Here is a 22,896-nt window from a genome sequence, read left to right on the forward strand (position 1 = left end):
ACCGAAAATGAACGTGATCCGATACTCGATTTTGGCAGCGGGGCTAAGTCTGTCCGCGGCGACAGCGTTTGCGCAGGACGGAACGGTCATCGTCAAAGATGACGAGGTTGGCGGCGTCTATGAAGGCACCTATGAAAACGGTTTGCGTCACGGGACGGGGACGTACAGGCTGCCCAACGGGTTTGAATACACGGGCCAGTGGGTTGAAGGCGAGATTCAGGGTCAGGGCTTGACCCGCTATCCGGACGGGTCGATCTATGAAGGCAGTTTTGCCAAAGGCCAACCCGAAGGGCGCGGTAAGATCGTTTACGCCAATGGCAGCAGCTATGACGGCGAATGGTCCAACGGGTCGATCAACGGTACGGGAGTTGCAGAATTTGCAAATGGCACGCGCTATGAAGGTGAGTTCAAAAACGCCCAGCGGCACGGCAAAGGCATTCTGACTTTTCCCGACGGATACATCTATGATGGCGACTGGGTTGATGGTCAGCGGCAGGGCAAGGCCAAAGTCACCTACGCGGACGGCAGCGTGTACGAAGGCGACGTCAGTGCAGGTTTGCGCGATGGCACGGGCACGCAAACCATTCCCGACGGCATGATATATTCCGGTGAATGGGCGCAGGATCAGATCACCGGCACCGGTCGCCTGACCTATGCCAATGGCGATGTCTACGAGGGCGAACTGGTAGAAGGGCGCCGTCAGGGCAAAGGCAAAGTGACCCACGCGCAAGGCGACGTGTACGAAGGCGACTTTGTCGATGATCGCCGCCAGGGCAAGGGCACGTTCACCGGCACGGACGGCTTTGTGTATACCGGCGACTGGAACCAGGGACAGATCGAAGGTCTGGGAGAGCTGACTTATCCCGATGGCTCGGTTTATGTCGGCGATTTTGTTGCCGATTTGGCCGAGGGTACGGGCCGCATCACCTATCCTGATGGGTCAACCTATGAAGGTGATTGGATCGCGGGCGTGATCGAGGGTCAGGGCACGGCCACTTATGCCAACGGAATGATCTACAAGGGCCAGTTCAAGAACGCGCAAAGCCATGGCAAGGGCGTCGTGACACGCGCGGACGGTTCGGTCTATGACGGCGACTGGGTCGATGGCGTTCGCCAGGGCAAAGGCAAAGCGACCTATTCCGACGGGACCATCTATACCGGTGATTTTCTGAACGGAAAACGACATGGCAAAGGGGAAATCGTGACCCCCGCTGGCTTCAAATACGTGGGCGACTGGTCCGAAGGTAAGATCGAAGGCGTCGGCGTCGCCACTTATTCGAACGGCGATGTGTACGAAGGCAATTTTGTCGATAACAAGCGCCAGGGCAGCGGAACGATGCGCTATGCCAACGGGCAGGAAGAAACTGGTATTTGGGAAAACGGAGTCTTGCCGGGCCGTGCCTCTGACCAGCAAAGCGAGTCAGACACGCCGGATCCACAGCCCGCGCCGGATGATCAGGCCGAAACGCCCGAGGCCTCCGACGGGTAAACGCTCACCAAGGAACGGGTTGCCCGGCCCAATCAAAGAAACCGCCGGTATCCTCTGGCGTCAGTCCATTGATCACGGATAACAGGTTTTGGGCGGCGACCTCCGGCTCGACGGCGGGATGCCGATTCAAGTACTTCTGAGTGAACGCAGTTTTCACGGTCCCTGGATGCAAGGCGACACAAATCGCCTGCTTATGCGTCCGCGACAGCTCGATGGCTGAGGTATGGACAACCTGATTTACCGCAGCCTTGGCGGCCCGGTAGCTGATCCAGCCGCCCATCCGATTGTCCGCGATGGATCCTACACGCGCTGAGAGAACCGCAAAAACCGACCGCCCCTTGCGGGGCAAAAGCCTGTGTGCCCGGCTCAGCACCAAAGCCGGACCTACCGCGTTGAGTGCAAATTGATCCATCATCGCCTTGGCTGAAACCGCACGAATTGTCTTTTCCGGTGCAGCGCCTTCGATCTCCAACGCTCCGGATGCGACCAGTATCAAGTCAAAGGGATCGGACAGCCCATCAATGATCGGCAACGCATGGTCAGGGTCAGTCAGATCGAACCCATCCATTGACCGCGACAGACCCGTTACCGAGACGCCTTGCGACTCTAAGGTAGTACAAACCGCAGCGCCAATGCCACCCGAGGCTCCGATGATCAATGCTGTTTTCATCTGCATCCAGCTAGCTGCGCAGAGGGCACAATCAAGTTGGTCTGGAATTAGAAAGCCAGCGCAGGACCTGTTGGACGCAAATTGGCCTTTTCATTCCTGGCGGGCTCTGTATAACCTCAATCCCATGATCAACCGTGCAGATATCCTTTGTGCCGACACCGCCCTGCGCGGTGCGTCTCTGCGTGGCCTACTGATCCTAATCCGCCTCTGAGCGTGCCATCCGGCGCGCCCGCTCAGAGGAGGACGCCAGCGCGCCAAGAAGGCTTTAGGACAGACAAGAAAGAGATTCCCATGACAAACGTGACCGACCAAGACCGCGTCTTGATCTTCGATACCACTTTGCGCGACGGCGAGCAGAGCCCCGGCGCGACCATGACCCATGACGAAAAGCTGGAGATTGCCGAACTGCTGGACGAAATGGGCGTCGACATCATCGAGGCTGGCTTTCCAATCGCGTCCGAGGGTGATTTCAAGGCGGTGTCCGAGATCGCCCAACGCGCGAAGAACAGCCGCATCTGCGGTCTGGCGCGCGCTAACTTCGCCGACATTGATCGCTGTTGGGAGGCGGTGAAACACGCCGAGCAAAACCGGATTCACACGTTTATCGGCACTTCTCCACTGCACCGCGCCATTCCGAACCTGACAATGGATGAGATGGCCGACAAGATTCACGAAACGGTCAGCCACGCGCGTAATCTGTGCGAAAACGTACAGTGGTCGCCTATGGATGCAACGCGGACGGAGTGGGACTACCTGTGCCGCGTAATCGAGATTGCAATCAAAGCCGGGGCTACCACGATCAACATTCCAGATACTGTGGGATACACCGCACCGGTCGAAAGCGCTGACCTGATCAAACGCCTGATCGAAACGGTTCCGGGCGCGGATGAGGTGATCTTTGCCACCCATTGCCACAACGACCTGGGCATGGCGACCGCGAACTCGCTGGCCGCAGTCGCCGGTGGCGCGCGTCAGATCGAATGCACCATCAACGGGTTGGGCGAACGTGCGGGCAACACCGCGTTGGAAGAAGTCGTGATGGCCCTACGCACCCGCAATGACATCATGCCTTGGCACACCGGTATCGACACCACCAAGATCATGCATATCTCCCGTCGCGTGGCGACAGTGTCGGGGTTCAACGTGCAGTTCAACAAGGCCATTGTTGGCAAGAACGCCTTTGCGCATGAAAGCGGCATCCACCAAGACGGGATGCTCAAGAACCGCGAAAACTTTGAAATCATGCGCCCCGAGGACATTGGCCTGTCCGGTACTTCTCTGCCGCTGGGCAAACACTCGGGCCGCGCGGCGCTGCGCGACAAGCTTGAGACGTTGGGTTTTGAGGTTGGGGACAACCAACTCAAAGACATCTTCGTGCGATTCAAGGATCTGGCCGACCGCAAGAAAGAGGTGTTTGACGACGACCTCATCGCGTTGATGACGATGGATGATCACGATGATTATCTTCAGCTTGTCTCGATGAAAGTGACCTGCGGTACAGGTGGTCAGGCGGAATCCACGGTCGAGTTGGAAATGGACGGCAAGGACGTTATCGCCACTGAACATGGTGACGGACCGGTGGACGCGACCTTCAAAGCGATACGGGCAATCTATCCCAACACCGCCCGCCTTCAGCTGTATCAGGTTCATGCGGTCACCGAAGGCACAGATGCGCAAGCTACCGTTTCTGTTCGCCTGAGCGAGGATGGAATGATCGCCACAGGCCAGTCAGCCAATACAGACACGGTGGTGGCCTCGGCCAAAGCGTATATCCACGCGCTGAACCGCCTGATCGTACGGCGCGAAAAAGCGGGTCCCGGTGCTGATACGCGTGAGATCAGCTATAAAGACCTGACCTGAACGGCCCAAGGGCTCCCGCACCCGCGGCGGCCCGGCTTCGCCGTCCCTTTTTGGGCTTTGGGCCCGGCAGCGCGCTTATGGCGCGCTGCCGGGCCCAACTTCTTTTCAAAGCTGGTCAAACAAAGTGGACAGACGTTCCACTTCGTCTTCGATGCCAAACGGGGCGTTGATGATGAACATGCCGGAGCCGACCATCCGATGCCCTTGACGAACCGGAGGGAACGTCACCTCGTGACAGACAGCTTTGGGGTAGTTTTGCAACTTCAAAGCACGGGTCATGGGCAGGTGGCGCTTATCCGAAAGGATGGGATACCACAGCGCAATGATACCGACATTCCACTTACGGTGCAGCTTGGCGATGATCCCGGGCAGCCGGTCATAATCGGTTTTCACCTCATAACTCGGGTCGATCAGCAGCATACCCCTGCGAGGTGTGGGTGGAAGCAGGGATTGCGCCAGCGCAAAACCGTCTTGCTGGTAAACCTTGGCCCCAAAGGGCGACATGGCCAAGGCCAGAGCGGCATGTTCTTGTGGGTGAAGTTCCGCAAAATGCAAGCTGTCCTGATCCCGCAGCAGATTGGCCGCAACCAGTGGCGATCCGGGATAGGCAGAGGAACCGTGCCGCGCCTGCACGCGGTGCAAAACGCGCGCCATTGGATGATCATCCCCGAACCAACCCTCTTGCTGTGCACGCTTGATCCCTGCAGCCGCCTCGCCGGTGCGCACGGCTTCGGCCGCATCCAGCTTGTACAAACCCCGCCCGGAATGCGTTTCGATATAGCTGAGCGGCTTGTCCTTGCGTGTCAGATAATTCAGCACCCAGGCCAACAATGCGTGCTTTTGGACATCAGCCAGATTGCCGGCGTGGTAAATGTGTTGATAAGAGAGCATTTTGCCTTCTAAAGTCCCAATCAATAAGGCGGAAAGGTGCTGATTGTCGCGGAATCAGCCCTTTTACCGGGCGTGATGGCACCCTATAAGTCATCCGTCCCGGAACCGTCGAGTCGCGGGCAGTAGAAAAACCGACATACAGGATCAGGGGAAACATGGGGATCTTTGGCAATCTGGGCGGCCTGTTCACAGCGGATATGGCTATCGACCTTGGAACAGCAAACACGCTGGTTTACGTCAAGGGGCGCGGTGTCATCCTGTCTGAACCCTCGGTGGTCGCCTATCACGTCAAGGACGGTGTGAAAAAGGTTCTCGCAGTTGGCGAGGATGCCAAGCTGATGCTGGGCCGGACACCCGGTTCGATCGAAGCCATCCGCCCGATGCGCGAAGGTGTGATTGCCGACTTCGACACAGCGGAAGAGATGATCAAGCACTTCATCCGCAAAGTGCACAAGCGCTCGACCTTCTCAAAACCCAAGATCATCGTCTGTGTGCCTCACGGTGCGACGCCGGTCGAAAAACGCGCGATCCGTCAATCGGTTCTGTCAGCGGGCGCGCGCCGCGCTGGCCTTATTGCAGAACCGATTGCAGCCGCAATTGGCGCAGGGATGCCGATCACCGACCCAACCGGCAACATGGTCGTCGACATCGGCGGCGGGACAACCGAAGTTGCGGTTCTGTCGCTGGGTGACATTGTTTACGCCCGCTCGGTCCGCGTGGGCGGCGACCGTATGGACGAAGCCATCATCTCGTACTTGCGTCGCCAACAAAACCTGCTGGTCGGTGAATCCACCGCTGAGCGGATCAAGACCACCATCGGCACCGCCCGTATGCCCGACGATGGCCGTGGCCAGTCGATGCACATCCGAGGGCGCGACCTGCTGAATGGTGTACCCAAGGAAATTGAGATCAGCCAGGCTCAGGTTGCCGAAGCACTCTCGGAACCCGTACAGCAGATTTGCGAAGCGGTTATGACCGCTCTGGAAACCACTCCGCCCGATCTGGCGGCAGATATTGTGGACCGGGGTGTGATGCTGACCGGGGGCGGTGCGCTTCTGGGTGATCTGGATCTGGCCCTGCGTGAACAGACTGGTCTGGCCGTGTCGATTGCAGATGAAAGCCTGAATTGTGTGGCTTTGGGCACCGGCAAGGCGCTAGAATATGAAAAACAGCTGCGCCACGCGATTGACTACGAAAGCTAAGGCGCGCACCCTTTGCACATAGGGTAAATTCGGCACGAGCAGCACGGGAAGGTAACCTGTGGCAAAAGACCGATCACAGCGCGATGACTACACAACCCCCTTGCGGCGTTTGCTGTTGGGCATCGTTATTATGTGTTTACTGGGTATCTTTCTGGTCTGGCGTATTGATAGCCCGCGCGTGGAACGGTTCCGTGCGCAGGTGGTAGATACGGTCGTCCCTTCGATGGAATGGGCCATGGTGCCCGTTACGGCCGCCGTTAATCTAGTACGCGATTTCCAAAGCTACCAACGCCTGAGCGAACAAAACCGTGAACTGCGCAGCGAATTGCGCCTGATGCGCGCCTGGAAAGAGGCCGCGCTGCAACTAGAGCAGGAAAACGCCCGGTTGTTGGATCTCAACAACGTACGTCTTGATCCGCGCCTGACTTATATCACCGGTGTTGTGATGGCCGACAGCGGCTCGCCTTTCCGGCAATCTGTTTTGCTGAACGTAGGCGAGCGCGACGGCATCGTCGATGGATGGGCCACAATGGACGGCATCGGTCTTGTTGGGCGGATCTCGGGTGTTGGTTCCGATACAGCCCGCGTTATTCTGGTGACAGATGCCACCAGCGCCATCCCTGCTACCATCCAACCATCGGGTCAGACTGCGTTGATCAAAGGCGACAACACGCCTGCGCCTGTGGTCGAGTTCCTTGAGAACCGAGAACTGGTTCGCCCCGGAGATCGCGTCATTACTTCAGGCGACGGCGGCGTGTTTCCGGCTGGCCTGCTGATCGGCCAGATTGCAGCGGATCCGGGTGGCCGGTTGCGCGTGCGCTTGTCGGCTGATTTCGAACGGCTGGAGTTTTTGCGGGTTCTGCGATTCAACTCAGCCCCGACCATTCGGGACCCCGGTGGCATCGTCGGCCCCACCCGCCCCGAAGCCGCTCTATCTCCTGAGGAACTTGGCGATGGATAAGCCAGCCTCACATAACTTGGCCATGCGGGGCCTTTTTGCGGCGCTGGCCGTCTTGGTGCTGTTCCTGCACTTGTTGCCGCTGGATGCACAACCCAACCGCTGGCCCTTTCCTGACGTTCTGATTGCCCTGACCTTTGCCTGGGTGCTGCGTCGCCCAGATTATGTCCCAACCCTGCTGGTTGCGTTCGTGATGTTGATGGCGGATCTTCTTCTGCAACGCCCACCCGGTCTTTTGGCGGCACTGGTTGTCTTTGGATCAGCCTATCTGCGTTCGGCGGCACCCGGTATGAAAGATGCCGGTTTTGTCGGAGAATGGATGTCCGTTGGCGTGGTCATCACGGGCGTCTTTCTGGCGAACAGGGTCATTCTTTCGATCTTGTCTGTGCAACAGGCCGCGTTGTGGCCCGTCATGATCCAGCTTATTCTGACGATCGCCTGCTATCCCGCCATTGTGGGACTCAGCCAAAGCGTGTTCGGGGTCCGTCGCATATCCGCGTCGGATGCCAGTGCTGTAGGAGGTCGGGCATGAAGCCACGCAAGCCCAAGTCTCAGGGTCTGGCCTATAAACGCCTGCCAAGGCGGGCTCTGCTTCTGGGTGGCCTGCAAGCGGCCTTTGTTGGCGGACTAGCGGCACGTATGCGGTTCATGCAGGTGGATCAGGCCGATGAATATCGCCTTCTGGCCGAGGAAAACCGCATCAACATCCGTCTGATCCCCCCGGACCGCGGGCGGATCTATGACCGGAACGGGCAGATCATTGGCCAGAACTCTCCATCCTACCGTATCGTCATTGTGCGCGAAGACGCTGGTGATGTGGACCAAGTGATCCGCAAGTTATCAGAACTGATCCCGCTGAACGAGGATGAGATCGAACGGGCCATGACCGAGATGCGCCGCTCAGCCCCGTTCTTGCCGGTCACGCTGGCCGATCAGGTCACGTGGGAAGACATATCGAAAGTCGCGGTCAATGCCCCTGCACTGCCGGGTGTCACGCCCGAAGTGGGTTTGACACGACAATATCCACGCTATGAGGACTTCGCCCACATCGTTGGATATGTCGGACCGGTCAGTGACTACGACCTCAGTCAGATCGAAGACCCTGAACCCGTTCTGCGAATCCCCCGGTTTCAGATCGGAAAGGTGGGTCTTGAGGCAAGGCAGGAAATCTCATTGCGCGGCAAGGCAGGCGCCAAGCGTGTCGAAGTCAACGCCACCGGTCGTGTCATGCGCGAGCTGGACCGGCAAGAAGGCCAACCCGGGGCCGACTTGCAGCTGTCCGTCGATGCAGACCTTCAACAATACGCCCAAGCCCGGTTGGCTGGCGAAAGCGCCGCCGCTGTCGTGATCGATTGCGAAACTGGTGATCTGCGCGCAATGGCCTCGGCGCCCAGCTTCGATCCCAACCTGTTCGTACGTGGTATCTCGGTCGCGGATTACCGTACGCTGACACAGGACAAGTATCGCCCGTTGGCAAACAAGACGGTCCAGGGCACTTACCCGCCCGGTTCGACATTTAAGATGGTTACCGCGTTGGCAGCGCTTGAGGCCGGAGTCGTCGGCCCCGGCAACACCGTTTACTGCCCCGGCCATCTGAAAGTTGGCAGCCGTCGCTTCCACTGCTGGAAGCGTGGTGGTCATGGTATGGTGGACCTGAATACCTCGCTTAAACGCAGTTGCGACGTGTATTATTACGATGTGGCGATAAAGGTGGGCATCGACAGAATCTCCGAGATGGCCAACACCCTTGGACTGGGCATCAAGCATGACATTCCCATGTCCGCTGTGCGCGCCGGACTGGCGCCCAATCAGGAATGGAAACAAAGGGTGCATGGCGAAGAATGGCTGATCGGCGACACCGCAAACGCCTCCATCGGACAAGGCTTTATGTTGGCTTCGCCCATGCAATTGGCTGTCATGACCGCGCGGATTGCCACCGGACGCGCGGTCTCACCCCGTCTGGTGCGGTCTGTCAACGGGGTTGAGCAGCCTAGCGGTGCAGGTGAACCGCTCACGATCAGCCCAACCAATCTCAGACACATCCGCGAAGCGATGTGGTCCGTTTCAAACGACCGTCGTGGCACTGCTTATCGCAGCCGTATCATCGCAGATGATCTCCGCATGGCGGGTAAAACCGGCACAAGTCAGGTGCGCAACATTACCAAAGCCGAGCGTGCAGCCGGTGTGATCCGCAACGAGGATCTGCCCTGGGAACGCCGCGACCACGCGCTGTTCGTCAGTTTTGCCCCGTACGACAAACCCAAATACGCCATTGCTGTCGTAGTTGAACATGGGGGCGGGGGGTCCAAGGCGGCAGCCCCGGTGGCGCGGGACATCATGCTTCAGGCCCTTTACAACGGCACGCCGCCACTCGACGCGTATCCCGTCGGCGACCGGGACCGTATCAAGGAACAGCAAAAACGGCTTGAAGGTGACCGTCGTCCCAAAGCGCGTCCTGACGGAAAGGACCGCGCATGAGCTATCTTGAATATGCCGTCAAATCCACACCGTCTGGATTCCGGAAATTCCTCTACATGAACTGGCCCCTGACCCTGCTGCTGATCAGCACGGCCAGCGCTGGATTCCTGATGTTGTATTCGGTTGCGGGTGGTTCGTGGACGCCCTGGGCCGAGCCGCAGATGGAACGGTTCGGTCTTGGCCTGACAGCGATGTTCATCATTGCACTGGTGCCAATCTGGTTCTGGCGCAACATGTCCGTTCTGGCCTATCTGGGCTCGGTCGCTTTGCTGGTGTTTGTTGAACTGTTTGGCACCATCGGCATGGGCGCGCAGCGCTGGATCGACCTTGGTTTCATGCGTTTGCAACCATCAGAAGTCATGAAGGTCGCACTGGTTATGGTGCTGGCGGCCTACTACGACTGGCTGCCGTCGCACAAGACATCCCGACCGCTGTGGGTTTTTATCCCCGTGGCACTGATCATCCTGCCTACCTTGTTGGTTCTGAAGCAACCGGACCTTGGCACATCGATCCTTCTGTTGGCCGCTGGTGGCGGGCTGATGTTTCTGGCGGGCGTCCACTGGGCTTATTTTGCGGCTGTTATCGCTGCGGTCGTGGGTTTGATCGCCGCTGTGTTCAACAGCCGCGGGACGGATTGGCAATTGCTCAAGGACTATCAGTTCCGCCGGATTGACACCTTTCTTGACCCCTCGACCGACCCATTGGGCGCGGGGTACCATATCACGCAGTCCAAGATCGCCCTCGGGTCCGGCGGCTGGAACGGGCGCGGTTTCATGCAAGGAACACAGTCCCGTTTGAATTTTCTGCCTGAAAAGCACACCGACTTCATTTTCACGACGCTGGCGGAAGAGTTCGGATTTGTAGGAGGTATCACGCTGTTGATCCTCTACGCGCTGATCCTTGTGTTCTGTATGGTTACGGCTCTTGCTACCAAGGATCGGTTTTCCTCACTGGTCACTCTGGGCATCGCACTGAACTTTTTCCTTTTCTTTGCCGTCAACATGTCGATGGTGATGGGCATGGCCCCGGTTGTCGGCGTACCACTGCCAATGGTCAGCTATGGCGGATCGGCCATGCTGGTGCTGATGGCTGCGTTCGGCATCGTCCAAAGCGCACATATTCACCGCCCCCGCTGATCTGAAAGGCCCACGATGCCCGCTAACGTCCTGTTTTCCGCACGCCCTGCTCTGTGGCCCGTGTACGAACCGCTGCTGACTCAGTACTTGGCTGACGCAAAAGTCGACGCGCGGCTCAGCACGGAATTTGAACCGGATCAGGTCGACTATGTCGTTTATGCCCCCAACGGCGGAGTACACGATTTCACACCCTTCACCCGTCTGAAAGCTGTACTGAGCCTTTGGGCTGGTATCGAGAAAATCGCGGACAATGAAACGCTGACCGTCCCATTGGCGCGGATGGTGGATCACGGATTGACGCAGGGCATGACTGAATGGGTGGTTGGGCACGTGCTACGCTACCACCTAGGAATAGACCGGCACATCCTCGTGCAGGATGGCGTCTGGGAACCGGAAGCGCCGCCATTGGCAAAAGAGCGTATCGTCTGCATTTTAGGGCTGGGCACGTTGGGCGAGGCCGCGGCCCGAGCCCTGACTGCGCTTAACTTTCAAGTCACCGGTTGGAGCCGCACCGCCAAAGACATCCCCGGCGTGACCTGCTTGCATGGCTCCGAAGGGCTTCGCCAAGCGCTTTCTCAGGCTGAAATCGTGGTACTATTGCTGCCCGATACCCCCGCCACGGAAAACGCGCTGAATGCCGAAACGTTGGCCTTGCTGCCTAAGGGCGCACGGATCATCAACCCGGGACGTGGCCCGCTGATTGATGACGACGCGCTTCTGGATGCGCTGAACTCTGGTCAGGTTGGGCACGCAACGCTGGACGTGTTCCGTGTCGAGCCCTTGCCCGAAGACCATCCCTACTGGACACATCCGAACGTGACTGTGACCCCTCACATCGCGTCTGAGACCCGCCCGGTCACAGCCGCGCAGGTCATTTGCGAAAACATCCGACGTGGCGAAGCCGGTGAGTCCTTTGTGCATTTAGTGGATCGCACGCTGGGTTACTGAATTCAGGCCGCGATCAAGCCGCGGCCTTTCAACAGGGCGTCCACGCCTGGCAATCGCCCCCGGAACGCCAGATACAGGTCTTCCGCCTCTCGCGACCCGCCGGTGGACAGGATGTTGTCTTCCAGCGCCTTGGCGCGTTCGGTATCAAAGGCACCGCCCGCCTCTTCAAAGGCGGCGAAGGCGTCAGCATCCATCACCTCGGACCACATGTAGCTGTAGTAGCCCGAGCTATAGCCATCACCGGCAAAGACATGGGCAAAGTGGGGCGTGGCGTGGCGCATCCCGATGGCATGCGGCATCCCGAGGTCCGCCAGAACTTCGGCCTGTTTTGCCATCGGATCTGCCGGGGCATCCCCATCATGGAAGGCCAGATCAACAAGGGCCGAAGCAACATATTCCACGGTCTGGAACCCTTGATCGAAATTAGCGGCTTTCAACACTTTCTGCAGCATCTCCTGCGGCATTGGCTCGCCCGTTTCGGCATGGGTCGCAAATTCGGCCAGAACCTCGGGCACTTCCAGCCAGTGTTCGTAAAGCTGGCTGGGCAGTTCGACAAAATCACGCGCGACCGAAGTGCCCGAGATGCTCTCATAGGTCACATTCGACAGCATCTGATGCAGGGCGTGGCCGAATTCGTGGAACAATGTCCGCGCGTCGTCATAAGACAGCAGCGCCGGATCACCCTTGGCAAAGTTGCAGACATTGATCACAACCGGCGCCTGATCTTTCGGGAACTTCGCCTGCGCCCGCATCGCGCTGCACCACGCACCAGACCGTTTCGATCCCCGCGCAAAGTAGTCACCGATGAAAACGGCAATATGCTGCCCGCCACGTGTGACTTCCCAGGCCCGGCAATCCGGGTGATAGAGCGGAACGTCCAGCGGCGCGAATTCCAGCCCGAACAGACGGTTTGCGCAGGCAAAAGACGCCTCGATCATACGATCCAGTTGCAGATAGGGTTTCAGGGCCGCCTCATCCAGATCGTGTTCCGCCTTGCGCCGCTTTTCGGCGTAGTAGCGCCAATCCCAGGCTTCCAGCGGACCGTTGATGCCGTCTTCCTGCATCATCTGCGTCAGGATCTCGGCGTCAGCATCGGCACGGGATTTTGCCGGTTCCCACACCTGCATCAACAGTTCACGCACGCGGTCCGGTGTGCGGGCCATTTCGGTTTCCAGCTTGTAGTCGGCGAAACTGTCATAGCCCAGCAGCTTGGCGCGTTGCTCACGCAAACCTAAAATCTCGGCAGCGATGTCGCGGTTGTCAGTGTCGCCCCCATTGGCACCGCGAGCTGCCCAGGCGCGATAAGCCTTTTCGCGCAGGTCCCGACGAGGTGAGAATTGCAGGAACGGTACAATCAGCGACCGCGACAGGGTCACCACTGGTCCCTGTGCCTCTTTCTCTAGCCCCGCAGCGCGGGCTGCATCCAGGACGAAATCTGGCAGGCCCTGCAGATCCTCTTCGGTCAGGTCCATGAACCAGTCCCTCTCATCTGCCAACAGGTTTTGAGTAAAGGACGTCCCCAAAGAGGCGAGGCGCGACTTGATCTCTTGCATCCGTGTATCGTCTTCCCCTGCCAGCGCTGCGCCAGCACGCACGAAACCGCGATGGGTCAACATCAGCACACGCGCCTGTTCTTCGGTCAGGTTCAGATCATCGCGCCGCGCCCACAGGTCGGCCACGCGTTTGAACAGCGCCTTGTTCGAAGAAATGCCGGAAAAATGTGCCGACAGTTTGGGGGAGAACTCTCGCTGCAACTCTTCCCGTCTGGGATTGCTGTCTGCCCCTGCAACCGTGAAAAAGACCGACAGAACCTTGTCCAACTGCTCGCCCGCAGCCTCCAAAGCCTCAATCGTATTGCCAAAGGTCGGAGCGTCAGAATTCTCGGCAATCGCAGCGATCTGATCGTTATGCGCCGTCATTGCCTGATCCAGCGCCGGGGTAAAATCATCGTCCGAAATTTCGGCAAAGGGAGCAATTTCAAACGGGGTGGTCCAGCTGGACAGGATCGGGTTGGTCATTCGGATCTCCTTTGACCCTATAGCTAAGTCGCCTAGGCCGGGTGTTCTAGAACCCACAGCCTGCGTAAAGAAAGGTTAATCGTTCGCGGTGCCGCAGACGGGGCAATCGGCGCGACGGGTCAGGGTAATCTTGCGGCTTTCGCCGTACAGAGCGTCATAGATCAACATCTCGCTACGCAACGCCATGCCCGCGCCCGTGATCACCTTGATCGCTTCGACCGCCATCATCGACCCAACAACGCCGGGCAAGGGGCCGATCACCCCAGCCTCGGAACAGGACGGGGCCAAGCCTGGGGCCGGTGCTTCGGGGAAAATACACTGATAGCAGGGGCTGCCGTTGGCCGGGTCAAACACACTCAGCTGCCCCTCCCACTGCGACAAGGCCCCCGAGATCAAAGGCTTGCCAAGCGCGACGGCCGCGCGGTTGGCAAGATAGCGCGTGTCAAAATTATCGGTCCCGTCAAGAATAAGATCGAAATCGGCAAACAGATCGGCCGCGATCTCATCGTTCAACCTGCGATGATAGGGCAGAACCACCACGTTCGGGTTTTGCGCCTCCATCGCTTGTTGGGCCGAAAAGACCTTGGGCATCCCGATATCTGCGTCACGGTGAATGACCTGCCGTTGCAGGTTGGCGTTCTCGACGATGTCGTCATCTATGACGCCGATTGTGCCCACCCCGGCTGCTGCCAGATATTGCAAAGCAGGGGCCCCCAAACCACCCGCGCCAATCACCAGCACCCGTGCTTTTTTCAGCTTTTTCTGCCCCGGACCGCCCAATTCGCGCAATACGATGTGACGGGCATAGCGGTCCAGCTCGGTCTCGGTAAATCGGTCGGAGGGCATGGTAGGTTCCTGATCTGAAACGGACTCTGCGCGATTGCGCAGGGCTTTCAGCACCCTTCCATACACCAAAACAATCGCGCCGAAACCCACAAGGATCAGCCACATTGCCGCCGAGCCGCCCGTCGCCTGACGCAGCGGATGCCCGTCTGGCAAGATCAGATGAGACAGAATCACTCCGGCCAAAAGCACACTGACCGAAACCACACGCGCTGTTTTTGACGTGCCGGCGATATAGCCAACACCCCAAAGTCCTGCGGCCAGAACAAAAACCAGCAGCATCAGCCGCGCCCGGTTGAGCCAAAGCCGCCGGACCCGCGACCAGTTTCGCCCAATTCCTCAGCCAACTCGAAGGTGGCCTGCACGACAGGCGCGACCACCAGTTGCGCGATGCGCTCACCATGGGCAATTTCGAAGCGGTCCTGACCTGCGTTCATCACGATCACGCCCAAAGGTCCGCGATAATCACTGTCGATGGTGCCTGGCGTGTTGGGCAGTGTAATCCCGTGTTTCAGCGCAAGGCCCGAGCGGGGACGGACCTGAACCTCGTACCCCTTGGGAATTTCGATACGCAGGCCAGTTGGCACGAGCGTGCGTTGGCCAGGTTCCAACACGATAGGGGTGCCACCTGGCAAGTTGGCGCGCACATCCGCCCCGGCAGCACCAGCCGTTTCGTAAGACGGAAGCGCGACAGCGGGGTCTGCACCGTCTTCGCGGATCACTCGAATTGCAACCATGCCCATGCCTTTCCTTCAGCCTGCCAATGCGTCCGCGATCTTTGCCGCCAGACGCCGGGCAACTTCGTCCTTGCCCAAGCGCGGCCATTCTTCGGTGCCACTGCCCGAGATCAGAATGACCGCATTCTCGGACCCACCCATGATGCCGGTTGCCGGGCTGACATCGTTCGCAACGATCCAATCGCAGCCTTTGCGAAGGCGCTTGGCGGTGGCGTGTTCAACCACATCGTCTGTTTCAGCCGCAAAACCAACCACCAGCGGCGGGCGGCCCACTGCCAACTGGGATACACGTTTCAAAATGTCCGGGTTTTCGGCAAATTCCAGAACCGGCAGGCCATCTCGGCTTTTCTTCAGTTTCTTGTCCGATGCGCTTGCCACACGCCAATCCGCGACCGCCGCCGCGAATACACCCGCATCGACGGGCAGAGCGGTATCGACCGCGTCAGACATCTGTTGCGCCGTCTCAACGGGTACGACCTGTACACCTGCCGGAGGGGGCACGTCGGCAGGGCCAGTGACAAAAATCACCTCGGCCCCCAAATGCGCCAGTGCCCGCGCCACAGCAGCACCCTGCGCACCGGACGACCGGTTCGCGATATAGCGCACCGGATCAATCGGTTCATGCGTCGGGCCAGACGTCACCAGCACGCGTTTGCCAGCCAAAGGTCCCGCAGTCAGCTGTGCCTCAATCGCCGCGACAATTTCCAGCGGTTCAGACATGCGTCCCGGGCCGAATTCGCCGCAGGCCATGTCACCCTCATTTGGCCCGACAAAGCGTACCCCATCGGCTTGAAGCTGCTTGAGGTTGCGTTGCGTGGCCGGGTGGTCCCACATCCGTACATTCATCGCGGGCGCGCAAAGAACGGGCGTGTCCGTCGCCATCAAAAGGGTCGACGCCATATCGTTGGCCAGCCCAGAGGCCATCTTGCCCATAAGATCTGCCGTTGCGGGGGCGACAACGATCAGATCGGCCGAGCGCGACAATTGAATATGCCCCATCTCGGCCTCATCGGTAAGATCGAACAGATCGCGATAGACTTTCTCTCCGGCCAACGCAGACACTGACAAAGGCGTCACAAATTCTTCCGCTGCACGGGTCAGAACCGGTGTCACAGCAGCCCCACGCTCTCGCAGCCTGCGGATCAGATCCAGCGACTTATAGGCCGCAATCCCGCCGCCGATTATCAGCAGAATACGTTTGGATGACAGCATGTTCAGCCCTTCCTGTGCCGGTCGGCCCTGACATTAGGCAAGGCCAGCAGGTAGTTCCAGCGATTAATTCTGCACCTGAAACGCCGCACAGGGGTCTTCACGCTCTATCGACGGGCTGTCGATTACCAAGTCGAAGTCGCCATCGATAATGCCATCTTCGGATTGCCCTACCGCAACCACTTTCCATCCTGGTTGAAGGCGCGCAAGATAAGTCGGGATACCCCGATCTGTCCGCGCGTGGCCATTGCCTGTGATCACCGCAACCGGCCCTCCGGTTTCCTCCATGGCGCGCACCACCGCACGGGCCAAAACCGCATCGCGCAAGCGTTGGATCGCAACCATCTGCGGCAGCATTTCAACTGGCAAAGCATCGCAATGAGCGGCCAGTTGATCCGCCTCCCGCGCGGATTGTTCCTCGGGCGACAGCGGCACGGTCAGACCATACCGTGCCGCGTCTGCGCCCAAAGCCGTCGCCGCACCGCGTTCCATCGCTGCGTGCGCAGCTGTGCGGGGCACCATTGCCCCATAGACGGGCGCACTTGAGGCTTGGAAAACCGGGTAGTACATACTGAGCGGAGGCCACCCGCTTTCGGTCCATTTAAGGATGCGCCCCAGTTCATCAGGGTCAGACACTGCCTTTTGCGACAGCCGCTGAGCACCCTCTTCTGTCACCATCTCCCATACAACGGCCGAGGGTGACAGCGCTTCAAGTGCTTCGGCCTGTATGTGGTGGTGCCTGGGGTTGTCATGTACTTCGCCCAAAATCACCACATCGACGCCCCGCATCGCTGTCAGAACGTCATCAGGGATCAAATCCTTCGCCGCGCCTGAACGCGCGGCGAAAACCGTAAGGCCAAGAACACACACAAGAATCGCAACATGTTTCATGCGATGAAGTGTTGCACCTCGCGCGACTGGGCTTCAAGGTTCTTACGCATTTTTGAAAACGCCGCGGCTTCTAGTTGGCGCACGCGCTCCTTGGACAATCCCAGTTCATCGCCCAAGCTCTCCAACGTTCTGGCGGGTTCGCGCAACTTGCGTTCGCGCACGATGAAACGTTCGCGGTCGTTCAGCGCATTCATCGCGGTCAGCAACCACTCGCGCAGTTGAGCTGTGTCATGGCTGTGCTCAACAGAATCCGCAGCCTGTTCGCGATCATCCTCTAACGCATCGATCCACTCGCGCCCGTCTTCGTCCGCAGACTGAACCGCGTTCAGCGAAAAATCCGAACCGGACAAACGCCCTTCCATCATTTCCACGTCGCGCAGAGGAACGCCAATCTCGGTAGCAATCATCTGATGCAGCTGGTGTCGATCCAACTCCAAGCCTTCGGTCGCCGCCTCACGCTCTAGCCGTGCCTGCACCCGCCGCATGTTGAAAAACAAGGACTTTTGGGATGAGGTGGACCCAGTCCGCACCATGGACCAGTTCCGCATCACATAATCCTGGATGCTCGCCTTGATCCACCACACGGCATAAGTCGAAAAACGCACACCACGGTCCGGGTCGAACTTGTCTGCCGCTTTCATCAGGCCCAACCCGGCCTCTTGAATAAGATCGTTCATCGGCGCGCCATAGCGTTTGAATTTGGCTGCCATCGAAATGGCCAGACGCATATAAGCGGTAATTAGACGGTGCAAAGCCTGTTCATCACGGTCATCCCGCCAGGCGTACGCCAGTTTGAGTTCTGTTTCCGCATCCAGCAGCTCGGCCTTCATCGCTTGCCGGGACATCGAAAAGTCTGTCGCATTATCCAGTGCCATAAACCTCTCCCCTGTTTTGCAGGCGCTGGCCGGACTTGCTTTGCCGACCTATGACCTTTACGCAAAACAGCACCAATCGGATCAACTAAAGGTAAGAATTGTGTCTCCAGATTTAACCTTGGTTCTGGGTGGAGCCTCCTCGGGCAAGTCGGTTTTCGCTGAGGAACTAGTTGTTTCCGCTGGGAAAAGCCGCGTTTACCTCGCGACATCACAAGTGTTTGATAACGAGATGCGCCAGAAGGTTGATCGCCATCTCGTGCAACGCGGCGACGGCTGGAGCACGGTTGAAGAACCCCTTGATCTGGGGCCGGTTCTGGCCCGCTTGTCCCAAGATCAGATTTGCCTGATTGATTGCGCTACAATGTGGCTGAGCAATCATCTGCTGGCGGACACGGATCTGGAAACGGCACAGACCAACCTGCTGGATGCCCTGAACGACTGCCCAGCCCAGGTTGTGATTGTCTCGAACGAGGTAGGTTACGGGATCGTCCCGGACAACGCCCTCGCTCGTCAATTCCGCGAGGCGCAGGGGCGGCTGAACATCGCCTTGGCGGCGCAGGCGGATCTGGTCGTACAGGTGACAGCCGGATTACCATCTGTTCTTAAAGGCCAATTGCCATGACACGCCTGCATCTTGTCCGCCATGGGCCGACACATGCAAAAACCATGGTCGGTTGGTCAGATCTGCCTGCGGACCTGAGCGACACAGCAGCCTTGAGACGCCTGCATGATCATCTGCCGTCCGAGGCACTTGTGATCTCTTCCGACTTGTCTCGTGCCGTGGACACTGCCTCAGCCATTCAGGGCCCGCGCCGGCGCTTGCCTCATAACCCTGACCTTCGTGAGATTCATTTTGGCAGCTGGGAACTGCGTGGTTTCGCCGATATCGAAGCAGAAGATCCGGAGCTGGCTTTCGCTTATTGGGATAATCCTGGGGATGTCCGCCCTCCGCAGGGCGAAAGCTGGAACGATGTCCGATCCCGGGTCGATGCCGCAATCGACATGCTTTTAGCCGAGTACACGGGGCGCGATCTGGTGATCGTCGCGCATTTCGGCGTGATCCTCACGCAAGTGCAACGCGCTTTGGATCTGGACGGGCAGCAGACCTTTTCGCACCGGATCGACAATCTGTCTGTCACGGACATCGGCTTGGAAGACAACACATGGTCGGTCGGCAAGATCAATCACCTTCCGTGAACTGACCCCGCACAAATCACTGTTTTACTGTGCCACCGGCCTGCGGCATCGTTCAAGCATGACTTATGATTTGTATATCGGTGACCGCCTCTTCTCCAGCTGGTCGATGCGCGGCTGGTTGATGCTGGAGAAGTTCAATCTCCCTTATCGCAGCCACATGATCGGCCTTTATTCGGGCAGCATGAAACAAGACATGGAACCGCTGACCCCGGCCCGTCTGGTTCCCGCGCTGCGTCTGCCCGAAGGGACGGTTGTGGGCGAAAGCCTGGCCATGGCCGAGACGCTGGCCGAGCGTCACCCTGAAGCTGGGCTGTGGCCTGCAGATCCCGCAGCGCGGGCAACCGCCCGCTGGCTTTGCGCTGAGATGGTTGCAGGGTTCAGCGCCCTTCGTGGCCAATGCCCGATGCAATTACAGCATGTGTGGCAAGGATTTGTCCCATCCTCCCAGACTTTAGCCGATCTTCAACGGATTGAGACACTCTGGGCACACGCGCGGCGTATCTCGGGTGCGCAAGACGGTCCGTTGTTCGGCACCTATTCGCTGGCAGATGTGTTCTACACGCCCGTCGCAGCACGGATCATGGGCTATGGGCTGCCAGTGTCCGAGGTGAACCGGGTCTATTGTTTAGACCTCCTGTCGGACCCAGCCGTGAGACAATGGCGCGCAATGGGTATGACAGTTCAATACAATCCATTCCCCTATCCGCAGGAGTTGTCATCGATGCCCTGGCCGGTCGGAGGGGACTCGAACGCCAAACCGGTATCAGGCGGCCCTTCCCTCAACGAGGCTTGTCCGTACTCCGGCAAACCGGTTGCGGATTTTATGGAATTGGATGGCCAATGCTGGGGGTTCTGCAATCCGTTCTGCCGCGACAAAACCGTGGCTGACCCCGGCGCATGGCCCAAATTCACCACCTTGCGCGTGTCCGTTAACGACTCTTAAACCACACCCATGGCAGCAACGTCCTGTTAACCAAGAACAGGACTGCCATGGTCGCCCGTGCACATACCGTTGCCTTCCAAGGGGTCGATGCCCGCCCGGTCGAAGTGCAATGCGCCGTATCCCCCGGCCTGCCGGCCTTTTCCGTCGTGGGCCTGCCAGACAAGGCGGTATCCGAAGCCCGTGACCGCGTGCGCAGCGCGCTGAGCGCGATGGCAATCGCCTTGCCCTCAAAGCGGATCACCATCAACCTGTCCCCCGCCGACCTACCCAAGGAAGGCAGCCATTTTGACCTGCCCATAGCCGTCGCGCTGTTGTCGGCCTTAGAGATCATTCCAGCCGATGCCGCAGAAAGCACCGTAGCTTTGGGAGAGCTTTCACTTGACGGATCTTTGGTCCCGGTGGTTGGCGCCCTGCCTGCGGCGATGACGGCGGCATCTGATGACCGGATGTTGCTTTGCCCCCGCGCCTCCAGCGCCGAGGCGGCCTGGGTTGACGCAACGCAGGTGATCGGCGCGGAGTCTCTCGGCGATGTCGTGCGCCACTTCTCGGGCCAATCCCCCCTACCAGCCGCGCAGCCTGGCGAAGTAAACCTGACGCCCAGTGCACGGGATCTGCGTGATGTAAAAGGGCAGGAGCGCGCCAAACGCGCCCTGGAGATCGCTGCCGCAGGTCGTCACCATCTGATCATGATCGGAACGCCGGGATCGGGTAAATCCATGCTGGCCGCGCGGCTTCCCGGCATCCTGCCGCCCCTGACCGCAGTCGAAGCTTTAGAGACCTCGATGATCCAGTCTTTGTGCGGTTTGCTGGACGAAGGCGGCATCAATCGCACGCGCCCGTTTCGCGAGCCCCACCATACGGCCTCGATGGCCGCAATCGTTGGGGGCGGCAAAGGCGCGAAACCCGGTGAGATTTCGCTGGCTCATAACGGCGTGCTGTTCATGGATGAATTTCCTGAGTTTCCACGCACCGTTCTGGAAACGTTGCGCCAACCCATCGAAACCGGTGAAGTTATGGTGGCGCGCGCCAATGCGCATGTGAAGTATCCTTGCCGGTTCATGCTAGTGGCCGCTGCCAACCCTTGCAAATGCGGTTATCTGACAGACCCCTCTCGTGCCTGCTCACGCGCGCCGGGCTGTGGCGAGGACTATCTGAACCGCATATCAGGGCCGTTGATGGACAGGTTCGACCTGAGGATTGAAGTACCGCCGGTGGAATTCACTGATCTTGACTTGCCGCCATCCGGCGACAGCTCTGCTACGGTTGCTGAACGGGTCGAAAACGCCCGCGCCATTCAGGCGAACCGATTTCAAGACACCCCACATATGCGCCAAAACGCGGATGCAGAAGGGAAGGTTCTGGAAGAGATCGCAACACCCGATGCAGAAGGTAAAGAGCTGTTGCTGAAAGCGGCAGACCGGTTTGGCCTGTCCGCCCGCGCGTTTCATCGCATTCTGCGCGTGGCGCGCACAATTGCCGATTTGGAAGGATCCGCAAACGTCCACAGATCGCACGTAGCCGAGGCGCTGAGCTTTCGCATCAGCGCCCGGGTCATGGCTTAGATTTTGGCTTCGATGGCCTGCCAGATTTTTTCGGCAATGTTGACGCCGTCAAAGCGCTCAAGCTCTTGAATGCCGGTGGGTGAGGTCACGTTGATCTCGGTCAGATAGTCGCCAATCACGTCGATACCGACAAAGATCTGACCTTTTTCTTTAAGCAGGGGGCCGATGGCCGCGCAGATCTCAAGATCACGCTCTGACAAGCCAATCTTTTCCGGACGCCCGCCTACATGCATGTTGGATCGCGTTTCACCTGCGGCAGGAACCCGGTTGATCGCACCAACAACTTCGCCGTCGACCAAAATCACCCGCTTGTCGCCATTGCTGACGTCCGGCAGAAATTTCTGCACGATCAGAGGCTCACGCGAGAAGCCCGTGAACAACTCGTGCAGAGACGTCAGGTTTCGATCATTGGCATCCAAACGGAACACGCCTGCGCCGCCATTGCCATAAAGCGGTTTGAGGATGATATCGCCATGCTTTTCCTTGAACGCTTTGATCGTTTGCAGATCACGCGCGATCGTTGTCGGCGGTGTCAGGTCAGGGAAATCCAGCACCAGCAGCTTTTCCGGATAGTTACGCACCCAGAAAGGGTCGTTGACCACAAGCGTCTGACCCTTGAGACGATCCAGCAAATGCGTGGACGTGATGTAGTGCATGTCAAACGGAGGGTCCTGTCGCAACCAGACCACATCGAAATCAGCCAGATCAACCTCGCGTTCGGGTCCCAAGACGGCCGGATCACCTGCGACCCGCTGCACTGTCATGTCGTGGCCACGCGCTGTGATGCGGCCTTCCTGATAGACCAGTTGATCCGGCCCGTAGAAAAACAGCGAATGCCCGCGCGCCTGCGCCTCTTCCGCCAGTCGGAATGAGCTGTCGGCGTTGATGTCCACGGCCCCGATCGGGTCCATTTGAAAGGCGATTTTCATGGCGTGTCCCTCAGTTTCACGCCAGATACATGGCCCAGCAGGCCCTGGGGTTCAATGGGG

General features: G+C 58.8%; 21 protein-coding genes. 12 read left to right on the forward strand and 9 right to left on the reverse strand.

Features of this window, described 5'->3' with window-relative positions:
• Positions 1 to 7 precede the first annotated feature (7 nt).
• Positions 8 to 1,489 (forward strand): MORN repeat-containing protein, encoded by a 1,482-nt coding sequence (locus tag GS630_RS15750; protein WP_171179262.1) that lies wholly within the window; start codon positions 8 to 10, stop codon positions 1,487 to 1,489.
• A 4-nt stretch (positions 1,490 to 1,493) separates the two neighbouring features.
• Here GS630_RS15750 and GS630_RS15755 read toward each other — a convergent pair whose 3' ends face one another.
• Positions 1,494 to 2,159: an SDR family NAD(P)-dependent oxidoreductase gene (locus GS630_RS15755; RefSeq protein WP_171179260.1), complete on the reverse strand. Its 666-nt coding sequence runs from the start codon at positions 2,157 to 2,159 to the stop codon at positions 1,494 to 1,496.
• A gap of 291 nt (positions 2,160 to 2,450) precedes the next feature.
• Here GS630_RS15755 and GS630_RS15760 point away from each other — a divergent pair, with 291 nt between their 5' ends.
• Entirely contained in the window at positions 2,451 to 4,019 is a 1,569-nt protein-coding gene (locus tag GS630_RS15760; protein WP_171179258.1) for a 2-isopropylmalate synthase, read from the forward strand.
• A 105-nt stretch (positions 4,020 to 4,124) separates the two neighbouring features.
• On the opposite strand, the gene GS630_RS15765 is transcribed toward GS630_RS15760, so the two are convergent.
• A complete protein-coding gene (locus tag GS630_RS15765; RefSeq protein ID WP_171179256.1) occupies positions 4,125 to 4,910 on the reverse strand; it encodes a 23S rRNA (adenine(2030)-N(6))-methyltransferase RlmJ in 786 nt (261 codons plus the stop codon).
• 155 nt (positions 4,911 to 5,065) lie between these two features.
• Here GS630_RS15765 and GS630_RS15770 point away from each other — a divergent pair, with 155 nt between their 5' ends.
• Genes GS630_RS15770 through GS630_RS15795 form a run of 6 tightly spaced genes read left to right on the forward strand, consistent with a single transcriptional unit; the run spans position 5,066 to position 11,632 of the window.
• Positions 5,066 to 6,112, forward strand: a complete 1,047-nt coding sequence (locus tag GS630_RS15770; RefSeq protein WP_039523195.1) for a rod shape-determining protein — start codon at positions 5,066 to 5,068, stop codon at positions 6,110 to 6,112.
• A gap of 58 nt (positions 6,113 to 6,170) precedes the next feature.
• Positions 6,171 to 7,073: a rod shape-determining protein MreC gene (gene mreC / locus GS630_RS15775; protein ID WP_171179254.1), complete on the forward strand. Its 903-nt coding sequence runs from the start codon at positions 6,171 to 6,173 to the stop codon at positions 7,071 to 7,073.
• The gene (locus GS630_RS15780) at positions 7,066 to 7,602 is read left to right on the forward strand and encodes a rod shape-determining protein MreD (protein WP_171620944.1); all 537 of its coding nucleotides are present in this window, start codon (positions 7,066 to 7,068) and stop codon (positions 7,600 to 7,602) included. The genes mreC and GS630_RS15780 overlap by 8 nt, the downstream gene beginning before the upstream one ends.
• Complete coding sequence (mrdA, locus tag GS630_RS15785) at positions 7,599 to 9,548, forward strand: penicillin-binding protein 2 (RefSeq protein ID WP_171620945.1); 1,950 nt, start codon at positions 7,599 to 7,601, stop codon at positions 9,546 to 9,548. Before GS630_RS15780 ends, mrdA begins: the two co-directional genes overlap by 4 nt.
• Entirely contained in the window at positions 9,545 to 10,684 is a 1,140-nt protein-coding gene (rodA, locus tag GS630_RS15790; RefSeq protein WP_171179247.1) for a rod shape-determining protein RodA, read from the forward strand. The genes mrdA and rodA overlap by 4 nt, the downstream gene beginning before the upstream one ends.
• 15 nt (positions 10,685 to 10,699) lie before the next feature.
• Positions 10,700 to 11,632 (forward strand): glyoxylate/hydroxypyruvate reductase A, encoded by a 933-nt coding sequence (locus tag GS630_RS15795; RefSeq protein ID WP_171620946.1) that lies wholly within the window; start codon positions 10,700 to 10,702, stop codon positions 11,630 to 11,632.
• A 2-nt stretch (positions 11,633 to 11,634) separates the two neighbouring features.
• On the opposite strand, the gene GS630_RS15800 is transcribed toward GS630_RS15795, so the two are convergent.
• The 6 genes from GS630_RS15800 to GS630_RS15825 form a co-directional block, all read right to left on the reverse strand.
• Positions 11,635 to 13,650, reverse strand: coding sequence for a M3 family metallopeptidase (locus GS630_RS15800; RefSeq protein WP_171179243.1), 2,016 nt, complete (start codon positions 13,648 to 13,650; stop codon positions 11,635 to 11,637).
• A gap of 75 nt (positions 13,651 to 13,725) precedes the next feature.
• Positions 13,726 to 14,775, reverse strand: a complete 1,050-nt coding sequence (locus tag GS630_RS15805) for a molybdopterin-synthase adenylyltransferase MoeB (protein ID WP_171179241.1) — start codon at positions 14,773 to 14,775, stop codon at positions 13,726 to 13,728.
• The gene (dut, locus tag GS630_RS15810; protein ID WP_171179239.1) at positions 14,775 to 15,230 is read right to left on the reverse strand and encodes a dUTP diphosphatase; all 456 of its coding nucleotides are present in this window, start codon (positions 15,228 to 15,230) and stop codon (positions 14,775 to 14,777) included. The genes GS630_RS15805 and dut overlap by 1 nt, the downstream gene beginning before the upstream one ends.
• A gap of 15 nt (positions 15,231 to 15,245) precedes the next feature.
• Positions 15,246 to 16,442, reverse strand: a complete 1,197-nt coding sequence (gene coaBC, locus GS630_RS15815) for a bifunctional phosphopantothenoylcysteine decarboxylase/phosphopantothenate--cysteine ligase CoaBC (RefSeq protein WP_171179237.1) — start codon at positions 16,440 to 16,442, stop codon at positions 15,246 to 15,248.
• 63 nt (positions 16,443 to 16,505) lie between these two features.
• Positions 16,506 to 17,330 carry a ChaN family lipoprotein gene (locus tag GS630_RS15820; RefSeq protein ID WP_171620947.1) on the reverse strand — a complete coding sequence of 275 codons (825 nt, stop codon included), beginning with the start codon at positions 17,328 to 17,330 and terminating at the stop codon, positions 16,506 to 16,508.
• The gene (locus GS630_RS15825) at positions 17,327 to 18,205 is read right to left on the reverse strand and encodes an RNA polymerase factor sigma-32 (protein ID WP_171179233.1); all 879 of its coding nucleotides are present in this window, start codon (positions 18,203 to 18,205) and stop codon (positions 17,327 to 17,329) included. Before GS630_RS15825 ends, GS630_RS15820 begins: the two co-directional genes overlap by 4 nt.
• 100 nt (positions 18,206 to 18,305) lie before the next feature.
• Between GS630_RS15825 and cobU the strand changes: the two genes are divergently transcribed.
• The 4 genes from cobU to GS630_RS15845 are packed head-to-tail and all read left to right on the forward strand — an operon-like array spanning position 18,306 to position 21,907.
• The gene (gene cobU, locus GS630_RS15830; RefSeq protein WP_171179231.1) at positions 18,306 to 18,827 is read left to right on the forward strand and encodes a bifunctional adenosylcobinamide kinase/adenosylcobinamide-phosphate guanylyltransferase; all 522 of its coding nucleotides are present in this window, start codon (positions 18,306 to 18,308) and stop codon (positions 18,825 to 18,827) included.
• On the forward strand, positions 18,824 to 19,402 hold the full coding sequence (locus tag GS630_RS15835) for a histidine phosphatase family protein (protein ID WP_171179229.1): 579 nt from the start codon (positions 18,824 to 18,826) through the stop codon (positions 19,400 to 19,402). The genes cobU and GS630_RS15835 overlap by 4 nt, the downstream gene beginning before the upstream one ends.
• A 58-nt stretch (positions 19,403 to 19,460) precedes the next feature.
• A complete protein-coding gene (locus GS630_RS15840) occupies positions 19,461 to 20,345 on the forward strand; it encodes a glutathione S-transferase (protein ID WP_171620948.1) in 885 nt (294 codons plus the stop codon).
• A 47-nt stretch (positions 20,346 to 20,392) separates the two neighbouring features.
• A complete protein-coding gene (locus GS630_RS15845) occupies positions 20,393 to 21,907 on the forward strand; it encodes a YifB family Mg chelatase-like AAA ATPase (protein WP_171620949.1) in 1,515 nt (504 codons plus the stop codon).
• Here the strand turns inward: GS630_RS15845 and gshB are convergent.
• Positions 21,904 to 22,836 carry a glutathione synthase gene (gshB, locus tag GS630_RS15850; RefSeq protein ID WP_171179223.1) on the reverse strand — a complete coding sequence of 311 codons (933 nt, stop codon included), beginning with the start codon at positions 22,834 to 22,836 and terminating at the stop codon, positions 21,904 to 21,906. The two genes, GS630_RS15845 and gshB, sit on opposite strands and share 4 nt — an antisense overlap.
• Positions 22,837 to 22,896: the final 60 nt, after the last annotated feature.

The organism is Ruegeria sp. HKCCD7303 (assembly GCF_013111185.1).
Lineage (GTDB): Bacteria > Pseudomonadota > Alphaproteobacteria > Rhodobacterales > Rhodobacteraceae > Ruegeria.

Coding starts and splice junctions, on each gene's coding strand:
- GS630_RS15750 (WP_171179262.1), top strand. CDS start 8: ATGAACGTGATCCGATACTCGATTTTGGCAGCGGGGCTAAGTCTGTCC.
- GS630_RS15755 (WP_171179260.1), bottom strand. CDS start 2,159: ATGAAAACAGCATTGATCATCGGAGCCTCGGGTGGCATTGGCGCTGCG.
- GS630_RS15760 (WP_171179258.1), top strand. CDS start 2,451: ATGACAAACGTGACCGACCAAGACCGCGTCTTGATCTTCGATACCACT.
- GS630_RS15765 (WP_171179256.1), bottom strand. CDS start 4,910: ATGCTCTCTTATCAACACATTTACCACGCCGGCAATCTGGCTGATGTC.
- GS630_RS15770 (WP_039523195.1), top strand. CDS start 5,066: ATGGGGATCTTTGGCAATCTGGGCGGCCTGTTCACAGCGGATATGGCT.
- GS630_RS15780 (WP_171620944.1), top strand. CDS start 7,066: ATGGATAAGCCAGCCTCACATAACTTGGCCATGCGGGGCCTTTTTGCG.
- mrdA (WP_171620945.1), top strand. CDS start 7,599: ATGAAGCCACGCAAGCCCAAGTCTCAGGGTCTGGCCTATAAACGCCTG.
- rodA (WP_171179247.1), top strand. CDS start 9,545: ATGAGCTATCTTGAATATGCCGTCAAATCCACACCGTCTGGATTCCGG.
- GS630_RS15795 (WP_171620946.1), top strand. CDS start 10,700: ATGCCCGCTAACGTCCTGTTTTCCGCACGCCCTGCTCTGTGGCCCGTG.
- GS630_RS15800 (WP_171179243.1), bottom strand. CDS start 13,650: ATGACCAACCCGATCCTGTCCAGCTGGACCACCCCGTTTGAAATTGCT.
- GS630_RS15805 (WP_171179241.1), bottom strand. CDS start 14,775: ATGCTGCTGGTTTTTGTTCTGGCCGCAGGACTTTGGGGTGTTGGCTAT.
- dut (WP_171179239.1), bottom strand. CDS start 15,230: ATGGTTGCAATTCGAGTGATCCGCGAAGACGGTGCAGACCCCGCTGTC.
- coaBC (WP_171179237.1), bottom strand. CDS start 16,442: ATGCTGTCATCCAAACGTATTCTGCTGATAATCGGCGGCGGGATTGCG.
- GS630_RS15820 (WP_171620947.1), bottom strand. CDS start 17,330: ATGAAACATGTTGCGATTCTTGTGTGTGTTCTTGGCCTTACGGTTTTC.
- GS630_RS15825 (WP_171179233.1), bottom strand. CDS start 18,205: ATGGCACTGGATAATGCGACAGACTTTTCGATGTCCCGGCAAGCGATG.
- GS630_RS15835 (WP_171179229.1), top strand. CDS start 18,824: ATGACACGCCTGCATCTTGTCCGCCATGGGCCGACACATGCAAAAACC.
- GS630_RS15840 (WP_171620948.1), top strand. CDS start 19,461: ATGACTTATGATTTGTATATCGGTGACCGCCTCTTCTCCAGCTGGTCG.
- GS630_RS15845 (WP_171620949.1), top strand. CDS start 20,393: ATGGTCGCCCGTGCACATACCGTTGCCTTCCAAGGGGTCGATGCCCGC.
- gshB (WP_171179223.1), bottom strand. CDS start 22,836: ATGAAAATCGCCTTTCAAATGGACCCGATCGGGGCCGTGGACATCAAC.